The following is an 8,035-nucleotide window of genomic DNA, read 5'->3' as shown; positions in this document are numbered from 1 at the left end:
CAGCACCAGCCCGATCAGGTTGATCACTACGTTTCTGAGGATGCCTTTATCCATCGGATACCTTTTGCGTAAGTCATGTGTTGGGGTAGCGTGTGGGTGGAGAAACGTCGTGGTTATGTGTTCGAGGCCGGTTTCCAGCGATACATCAGCACCTTCCCGCGTGCGTCTTCCTCGACGAACACGAGGTACTCGCCGTCGTTGCGTCTATATGCGCTGATGCCGTTGGGCACGTCGACCCAGCCCGATGCATGGCCCACTTCGGGACCGGGCTGCATCGTGCCGACGGGCGTGCCCGTGTCGCGGTCGTAGACATGCACGGTGCCTACGGGCTCGACGGCGAAGATGTATTTGCCTTCGACGGTCAGGCCGATCAGCGTCGACACGGGCTTCGCCTTCGTGTCCCACGGCAGCGGCAGCGTGTAGCGTGCCACGGGACTGCCGCTCGACCATTTGTCGTAGCGCACCAGCACGCGGCCCACTTCTTTCCAGAAGCCGCGATCGAACGGTGCTTCGGCCGTGTAGCCCGTTACGTACATCGAATCGGTCTGCGGGTCGTAGATCGCGCGTTTGACTTCGCTGAACGGCTGCGGCACGGCATAAGCCGTCATGTCCGAATACGAGTAAACCGGGTTGCCCTTCGCATCGAGTCCACCGAAGCGGAAACGGTTGATGCCCTTCGAATCGCGTGCACGCCAGATGTCGCCGTTGGTATCCACCCACCAGCCCCAGCCGCCCGCGAGGTGCGTGCCGGTGGTATTGGGCGTGAATTCGTCGGCGTCGAACTGGCCGTTGCCGTTCGCGTTGCGCCAGATCCAGTCGCCGCCCTTGGGTGCATTCGGCACCTTGAGCACGGCGCGTTCGCGGCCTGCGATAAAGCCCGACGGTGTCGCGGTTTCACCGTCACGGCCGCCATCGAAGCGATAGATCTTCAGATGGTCGGCATACATGTCTGTGAGAAACAGGAACGTGCGGCCCTTCAGCTTGCGGGCGATGGGCAGGCCCGGCCACTGGTCGGTGTTGAAGACGGGATCGTCGGGAAACCTGAAGCGGTTGGTCAGGAAGCCCGCGTAGGTCCACTGCTGGCCCGCCGGTTTCGAGAGATCGAGCGTGAAGCGCTTGTTGCCCGTGAAGACACTGTCGGGGCGTGACGGGTCCATCCACGCACCATCGACGAAGAGCAGCCCTTCCACCTGCCACAGACGCTTGCCATCGGGTGCATAGCTTTCGAGCGTCGCGCCCAGGCCCGCGCCTGTCGGCTCGAAGCGCGGGCCGATGCCGTTGGTCGACACGTACACGTTGCCGCGCGCATCGACGCCTACGCCCGTGAGTCCGTTGAAGCGCTGCGGCCCCGGCTTGCCCGCGACACCCGCAAAGATGCCGCCGCGCTCGCCGAGCGTCGAAGTCAATGCATAGCCGCTGTCGCGTTTGCTGAAGAACAGCACCTGCTGGCGCGGGCCGTTATCGGCGATCAGCACGCGGCCTTGAGGATCGACGGCGATATCGACGGCGATGGTATCGGCGGGCAGCGGCAGGTCGTCTTTGAGCCGCTGACCGTTCGCGTCGAGATGCGCGACTTTGGGCTTGTCGCCAAGCGTATCGGTGAGCACCCAGAGCGTGCCGTCCGCAGCACGTGCAATTCGGCCCGGCGCGGGCACGCTCCACTCCGCCTTGCGCTGCATCGATTCGGCGTCGTACACCTCGATGCGGTTCTGCGAGGTATTCGATGCATAGAGCGTGGTCTCGCTCGCCGCGAGCCCGTTGATGTCGCCACGCGTGCCCGTGGGCACGTCGTTGACCAGCTGGAACGCGGCGGCCGCTTTCGCATGCGGATCGATGCTGCTAACAGCCGGCTGGAAGGCTGCGACACGCTTCGTATCGCCGATCTCGCGCCGAGAAATGCCGTACCACTGGCGCCCCTTGTCGGGCCACACGCCCTGCCCGACCAGATGCCCTTTCTCGTTGCCGACGCCGACGGCCATATACGCATAGCGCCGGTTGACGGCAATCGCGTTGCCGCCGCTGTTGCCCCAGCCATGCGTGCCGCCCGCGAAGCCGAGCATCTTGCCGTTCTGGTAGACGCTGGCTTCGGCGCCGCTCTCGTCCCACGGCGCATTCGTGTAGACCTTGCCATCGGGCGAGACGGCGATCGACGTGATGTTGATCTGCGTCCAGGTCCCGTCGCCGAAGCCGAATGTATTGCCGATCCACGACGTCTGCACGTTCAGCGCGGGTTCGGCGAACGCATGCAGGGTCGCGAGAAAGGCAAACGCGCATAGCGCGCGGGCAAGCGTGAGTCGGGGCAACGCGAGTTCTCCAGTCGAGGCGAAACGAAGGCCGGCGATGACGATGGGCTTCGCCGGAGGTCATGCGGAAACACGAATGGACAGCGCAGTGCGCAATGGCGGAAGTGACGTTATTGCGCAATGATCCAATCAGCGCCTAACGGTAAAGGCAAAGAATGACGGATGAAAATCGCAAATAATTCAAAATTATTCGTCGGTTGAAACAGGCGAAAAGAAAGTCGAAAAAATATACGCCGCATGTTTTTTTGGCAATTTTGACCTTGCAAAACGCCCACGATTACCGAAGCAAACTTGCGAGCCGAACTTCTTACCGCATTTTTCTGCGTATCTGTATCGAGGTGTAACCGGACGTATGCAGAGATAAAAACGCAGCTTCGCTTATTCAAATCAATTCGTTTATTTCATTCCAGTTTTTTAGCGTTTTTATTTCCCTAGAATCAAACCCGATTTCGCCGTCTTCATGGTGATCGCCTCGCGACACCGTGCATGGCCCTTCGATTGCCGCATCAGGCGCATACACGGACGCTCATGACTGTCAGCACCCTGCCCGCTACGCCTCCTCATCAACGACGCATCGTCCAGCTCGACGGCTTGCGCGCGATCGCCGTGCTCGCGGTATTCGCACAGCACGCGCTGAAAGCGCCGCTGTGGATGGGCGTCGATCTGTTCTTCGTGCTGAGCGGCTTTCTGATCACGGGCATCCTGCTGGATCGCAAGGCGCGCCAGCAGTCGTATTTCAGCTATTTCTATGCGCGCCGTGCGCGACGCATCCTGCCGCCGTATCTGCTGCTGATGGCGGTGTCGTCGCTGTTGTTCGGGCTGGGATGGGCGCAGCACTGGCAGTGGTATGCGTTCTTCGCGACGAATATCGGCGATGCGCTCAACCAGAGCGGCCATGACAGCCTGAATGTGCTGTGGTCGCTTGCCGTCGAAGAACAGTTTTATATCTTCTGGCCGTTCGTGATCCTGCTCGTGCCCGAACGGGCGCTCGGCTATGTCGCGGGCGCGCTGATCCTGCTCGTTCCCGTGCTGCGCGCCGTCGCGACACCGTGGTTCGATTCGTTCTGGCCGATCTACTATCTGACGCCGTTCCGCATGGATCTGCTCGCGGCGGGCGCACTGCTCGCCGTTGCCGTGCGGCGCAATGCAAATGCATTGGAGCCGTTCAGGCTGCTCGCCGTGATCGGCGTGTGTGTGGCGCTCGCCGCGCTCGCGTGGCTTCATCTGCATTACCCGCGCTTTCGTGCGGCCAATACGCCGCTATCGAATGCCGGGCTGTATAGCGTGTCGCTGGTGCTGTGCACGTCGATCGTGGTGATCGCGCTGCAGAGCAAAGGCATCGTCAAACGTGTGCTGTGCAATCCCGTGCTCGTGTATATCGGCACGATCAGCTACACGATCTATCTGATCCACCTGACCATTCTTTACGCGCTCTGGCCGCTGCACTACGGCCGCTATGCGACGGCTGCGCTCGCGCTTGCCCTCACGCTGATCTATGCGAGCGTGTCGTGGTTCGGCTTCGAGCGTCGGCTGATTCAGGGGCGCGCCGTGCGCAGCACGCAGCATGAGGCTGCACTGCACGCCGCTCGCGAAACATCGGGGACGAGCGCATGAAGCGGCGGCTCATCTCGCGCGCCGCGTGCTGCGTGCTGGCTGGCATCACCACGCTCGCGCATGCGCAGACCAGCGCGCAACCGCAGGTGCTGATCGAAGCGTACGGCGACTCGACCACGCTCGGCATTTCATGCAGCGACGGCCACTGCGGCCCACGCGACGACAACGCAGTCACCTATCTGCAAGACGCATTGCGCGCGAAATACGGCGCGCGCGTGTCGGTCGTGAACGACGGCGTGGGCGGCACGATGGCCGTGCAACTGCGCGACGGCACTGGGCCGGGGCGTAAAGGCCCCTGGCAGGACCGGCTGCAGGCGTCGAATGCGCAGATCGTCACGATCAACTACGGCATCAACGAAGTGATGCACAACCAGACGCCCGAACAGTTCTATCAGGCTGAAACCGATCTCGTGAAAGCCGCGCAGGCGGCGGGCAAGCTACCCGTGCTGCAGACCTCGACCCCGATGCCCGATGGACGCCTGAACGCGCGCCTCGCCGAGATGGCTGCCATGACGCGCCGCGTCGCCGCCGAGCAGCAGGTGCCGCTGGTCGATCACTACGCGCAGATCTCCGCGATGGCGGGCTGGCAAACACAGATGTCCGATGGCGCGCATCCGAAGCCCGAACTGTATCGCGTGAAGGCGCAGCAGGATTTTCAGGTGCTCGATCCCCTCGTGCGGCGACTGTTCGGCGTGTCTGCCGTGTCGCAAGGACAGCCGCCGCGCGCCGCATTCCCGCTTCACCCTACTTCCGATAATCCGACGAGAGGCAACTCATGACCACACAACGCAAAGCCATCATCACGGGCGTATCCGGCCAGGACGGCGCCTATCTGACGAAACTGCTGCTCGACAAGGGCTATCAGGTGACGGGCACGTATCGCCGCACCAGCTCCGTCAACTTCTGGCGCATGGAAGAACTCGGCGTGATGGACAACCCGAATCTGCAACTCGTCGAGCACGATCTGACGGACGCCGGCTCGACGCTGCGTCTGCTCGACACGGTGAAGGCCGACGAACTGTACAACCTCGCCGCGCAAAGCTTCGTGGGCGTGTCGTTCGACCAGCCTTCGACGACCGCGCAGGTCACGGGCGTGGGCGTGCTGAATCTGCTCGAAGGCATCCGCACGGTGAATCCGAAGATGCGCTTCTATCAGGCGTCGACCTCGGAGATGTTCGGCAAGGTGCAGGCCGTGCCGCAACGCGAGGACACGCCGTTTTATCCGCGCAGCCCGTATGGCGTCGCCAAGCTGTTCGCGCACTGGTCGACCATCAACTACCGCGAGTCGTACGGCATGTTCGCGACGAGCGGCATTCTGTTCAATCACGAATCGCCGCTGCGTGGCCGCGAGTTCGTCACGCGCAAGATCACCGACACTGTCGCGAAGATCAAGCTCGGCAAGGCCGATGTGCTCGAACTCGGCAATCTCGATGCAAAGCGCGACTGGGGCTTTGCGCTCGAATACGTGGAAGGCATGTGGCGCATGCTGCAGGCCGATGAACCCGACACCTACGTGCTCGCGACCAACCGCACGGAGACGGTGCGCGACTTCGTGAAGATGGCGTTCGCGGCGGCGGGTTATCAGCTCGAATGGTCAGGCCGCAACGAGAACGAGAAAGGCATCGACGTGCGCACGGGCAAGACGCTGATCCGCGTGAATCCGAAGTTCTACCGCCCTGCCGAGGTCGATCTGCTGATCGGCTGCGCGGACAAGGCGCGCGAAAAGCTGGGCTGGAATCCGGAAACGTCGCTTGAGCAACTGTGCCGGATGATGGTCGAGGCGGACGTGGCGCGCAATCAGAATGGGGTGTCGTGCTGACTTTCTGTTGACGCGATGTTGAACAACAAAGGGCGCTTGAGGCGCCCTTTGTTGTTTTACAGCAGCAGCTTGCGGTCAACCTGAGCGATCATCGGCGCGAAACGCAACAACCGACCGGCCTGCACACCGATGAAATCTGCAATAGCACGCACCAGCACGCGTTCGTCGCCGACATAGACTTCCGAGCTCGCCAGTTCAGGCGCGAGCGCCTGAGCGGCCTGAGCCATGCGGGTGATTTCCCGCACGAGGTAGCGCGGCGCGGTGCCCGTGCGTTGCGCGAAATCCGCGAGCGCAAACGGTGTGACGTCGTCGAGACGGAATGCATCGCCATAACCCATCGCCATATCCTGCTCGACGTGCTCGCCATAGGCGTTGACTGAGACCAGATCGTAGAGCGGTGCCGGCCGGAGGCCGCCATCCTGCAAGAAGAACGACAGATTCTTGCCGTGCGCGTCGCTGTTACCGATCAATAGCTGATACAGCGCCCAACGGATCATGAACGTGCGCGCACCGGCGGGACTGTCCAGATAGGGTTCCAATGAAAACAGCCGCTCGAAGCTCACGCCCTCGCGGATGTTGCGTACGTCGGGTGTATTGCCGAAGTTGCGCTCGTATTTGAACGTGACGGGGAGATCCAGCGCCTGGCAGCCGTCGATTACGTGCCGGCGGCGCACGGAGAGAACGGTCTCGCCATCCGACGGATCCACTTCGACGATTCGGTCGAACCGGCCGATCAGCAGGATCGGATCGGGCATGCGCCGGATCGATACGGGCGCAGTGGGCAAACCGATCCGTGACGCCAATGTCATGCAGAAATGCTCGTTGGCGACCATGCACGGCGTGACGGCGCTGCGCGACTCCGGCTTCAGGATGTGCGTCGAACTGAGCGGCCCGTCCGCAAGCGAGATGCGCTCGCCTTCGACCAGAACCTGCAGTTTGTCCTGATAGCCCGCCACCGACAGGCGTACCTTGCCGTCCCAGACCGGAAACGGAATCGCATCGCGCTCACGGATGCGCTGGCTCAGTTCGTCGGGTGAAATCCCGCGGCGTGCAAGTGGCTGCTCGTCCGAAGGGACGGGTCTGCCGTTTTCGTCAGCAGCGAGGAAACTCAGCGCGCCGACCGGCTCTTTGCCGAGCATCCGGATAAGCCCGTATGTGTTGTCTTTCGACACCTGATACACAACGGAGGCGACATCGAGCGCACGCCCCTCCGGCAGCAGATTGGCGATAAACCGGTGCACCGCACCCGCGGGCGATGCATCGCCTGACAGCGGGATATGCGGAGACAGCGGAAAAGCCTCGCGACGCGCAGGCCAGTCTGCGTCGTACGTGAAACGATACAGGTTTTGTTGCGCATCGAAATCCAGCCGGCCGACTGCGCCCTCCTGCGTCGCAACATAAAGCGCGTTTGGCATCAGGCGCGCTCCTGCGGCTCGGCGGACTGTGCGTCTTCGCGTGGCGTATCGGACGTCTGGACGGCGCTCAATGCCAGCCTGGTTTGCTGCTTGGTGAAGACCAGCAAGTTGAGGCCGAGTCCGTTCAATACCTTGAACACCTTGTCGAGACTGACAGAGCGGCCGTTCTCGAGGCGCGAGAGCACGTCTTTGGAGACACCGAGGAGGTCAGCGGCATCGTCGATGCGCAGTTCGCTCTGCGCGCGCCGATTGCGTACCAGCCGACCCAGCGCCGCCATGTCGCGAGCCAGCGGATCGACGTCGGTCGGGCGAGGTAAGGTACGAGCCATAGTTCCGCGAATCCAGGAATAAATCGCCTTGCCGCACAAGTAAGGCGGATAATTACGAGAATATCGGAATTATGTGGAAAAGCTACTTCAAAAGTCAATAGTTCTCATATTTAAGGAATTAAACGAGTGCCAGGCACCGTTACCTCCATAATTCCTTGAATATGAGAACTATTGACTGTGTTTCGACCCGCGCAAACCAAAAAAATGGACGGCATGACCGGCCATCTCGTCAGCCGTTGGACCCGATCAAGCCGCCGCCTGACTCGCCTCGCTATACACAGCCGCCACCCGCTTCGCGATCACCGGGTTATCGAAATTCGCCCGCGCGTATGCACGGCACGCATCGGAATCCGGCAAGCGGATCGAGCCATCGAGCGCCTTGCCCAGTCCGTCGGCGATCGCGTCCGCGCCCGTCGACGGCAGCACCAGATCCTGCGACAGCCCCGCCACCGCCTCCGGCAAACCGCCCACGGGCGTTACCAGCACCGGCGTACCCGACGCCAGCGACTCGACCGTGATCAGGCCAAACCCTTCGAGCGCCACCGTCGGCACGAC

Annotated in this window: 7 protein-coding genes; 3 read left to right on the top strand and 4 right to left on the bottom strand. The window is 62.0% G+C overall.

Annotated elements, in window-relative coordinates; all coding sequences use genetic code 11:
• Positions 1 to 113: 113 nt before the first annotated feature.
• Positions 114 to 2,249: a hypothetical protein gene (locus DK391_RS43365; protein ID WP_239483118.1), complete on the bottom strand. Its 2,136-nt coding sequence runs from the start codon at positions 2,247 to 2,249 to the stop codon at positions 114 to 116.
• 582 nt (positions 2,250 to 2,831) lie between these two features.
• On the opposite strand from DK391_RS43365, the gene DK391_RS43360 reads away from it, so the two are divergent.
• From DK391_RS43360 to gmd, 3 genes are read left to right on the top strand one after another with little or no spacing between them, the layout of a single operon-like run.
• Positions 2,832 to 3,917 (top strand): acyltransferase, encoded by a 1,086-nt coding sequence (locus DK391_RS43360; RefSeq protein WP_109484162.1) that lies wholly within the window; start codon positions 2,832 to 2,834, stop codon positions 3,915 to 3,917.
• Complete coding sequence (locus DK391_RS43355; protein WP_109484161.1) at positions 3,914 to 4,696, top strand: SGNH/GDSL hydrolase family protein; 783 nt, start codon at positions 3,914 to 3,916, stop codon at positions 4,694 to 4,696. Before DK391_RS43360 ends, DK391_RS43355 begins: the two co-directional genes overlap by 4 nt.
• The gene (gene gmd, locus DK391_RS43350) at positions 4,693 to 5,736 is read left to right on the top strand and encodes a GDP-mannose 4,6-dehydratase (RefSeq protein ID WP_109484160.1); all 1,044 of its coding nucleotides are present in this window, start codon (positions 4,693 to 4,695) and stop codon (positions 5,734 to 5,736) included. The genes DK391_RS43355 and gmd overlap by 4 nt, the downstream gene beginning before the upstream one ends.
• 56 nt (positions 5,737 to 5,792) lie before the next feature.
• Here gmd and DK391_RS43345 read toward each other — a convergent pair whose 3' ends face one another.
• The 3 genes from DK391_RS43345 to DK391_RS43335 all read right to left on the bottom strand — a co-directional run.
• A complete protein-coding gene (locus DK391_RS43345; RefSeq protein WP_109484159.1) occupies positions 5,793 to 7,151 on the bottom strand; it encodes a HipA domain-containing protein in 1,359 nt (452 codons plus the stop codon).
• On the bottom strand, positions 7,151 to 7,480 hold the full coding sequence (locus DK391_RS43340; RefSeq protein WP_109484158.1) for a helix-turn-helix transcriptional regulator: 330 nt from the start codon (positions 7,478 to 7,480) through the stop codon (positions 7,151 to 7,153). The genes DK391_RS43345 and DK391_RS43340 overlap by 1 nt, the downstream gene beginning before the upstream one ends.
• Before the next feature lie 246 nt (positions 7,481 to 7,726).
• The coding region (locus DK391_RS43335) for a glycosyltransferase (RefSeq protein WP_162601068.1) at positions 7,727 to 8,035 on the bottom strand (309 nt) is incomplete at its 5' end.

The sequence above is a fragment of the Paraburkholderia sp. C35 genome (genome assembly GCF_003121405.1).
In the GTDB taxonomy this organism is placed as follows: domain Bacteria; phylum Pseudomonadota; class Gammaproteobacteria; order Burkholderiales; family Burkholderiaceae; genus Paraburkholderia.
Note: the sequence above shows the minus strand (reverse complement) of the source record. Positions and strands in the feature narration are given on the sequence as shown.

Excerpts from the sequence above, each read along its gene's own strand:
- DK391_RS43360 (WP_109484162.1), top strand. The coding sequence starts at position 2,832 with ATGACTGTCAGCACCCTGCCCGCTACGCCTCCTCATCAACGACGCATC.
- DK391_RS43355 (WP_109484161.1), top strand. The coding sequence starts at position 3,914 with ATGAAGCGGCGGCTCATCTCGCGCGCCGCGTGCTGCGTGCTGGCTGGC.
- gmd (WP_109484160.1), top strand. The coding sequence starts at position 4,693 with ATGACCACACAACGCAAAGCCATCATCACGGGCGTATCCGGCCAGGAC.
- DK391_RS43345 (WP_109484159.1), bottom strand. The coding sequence starts at position 7,151 with ATGCCAAACGCGCTTTATGTTGCGACGCAGGAGGGCGCAGTCGGCCGG.
- DK391_RS43340 (WP_109484158.1), bottom strand. The coding sequence starts at position 7,480 with ATGGCTCGTACCTTACCTCGCCCGACCGACGTCGATCCGCTGGCTCGC.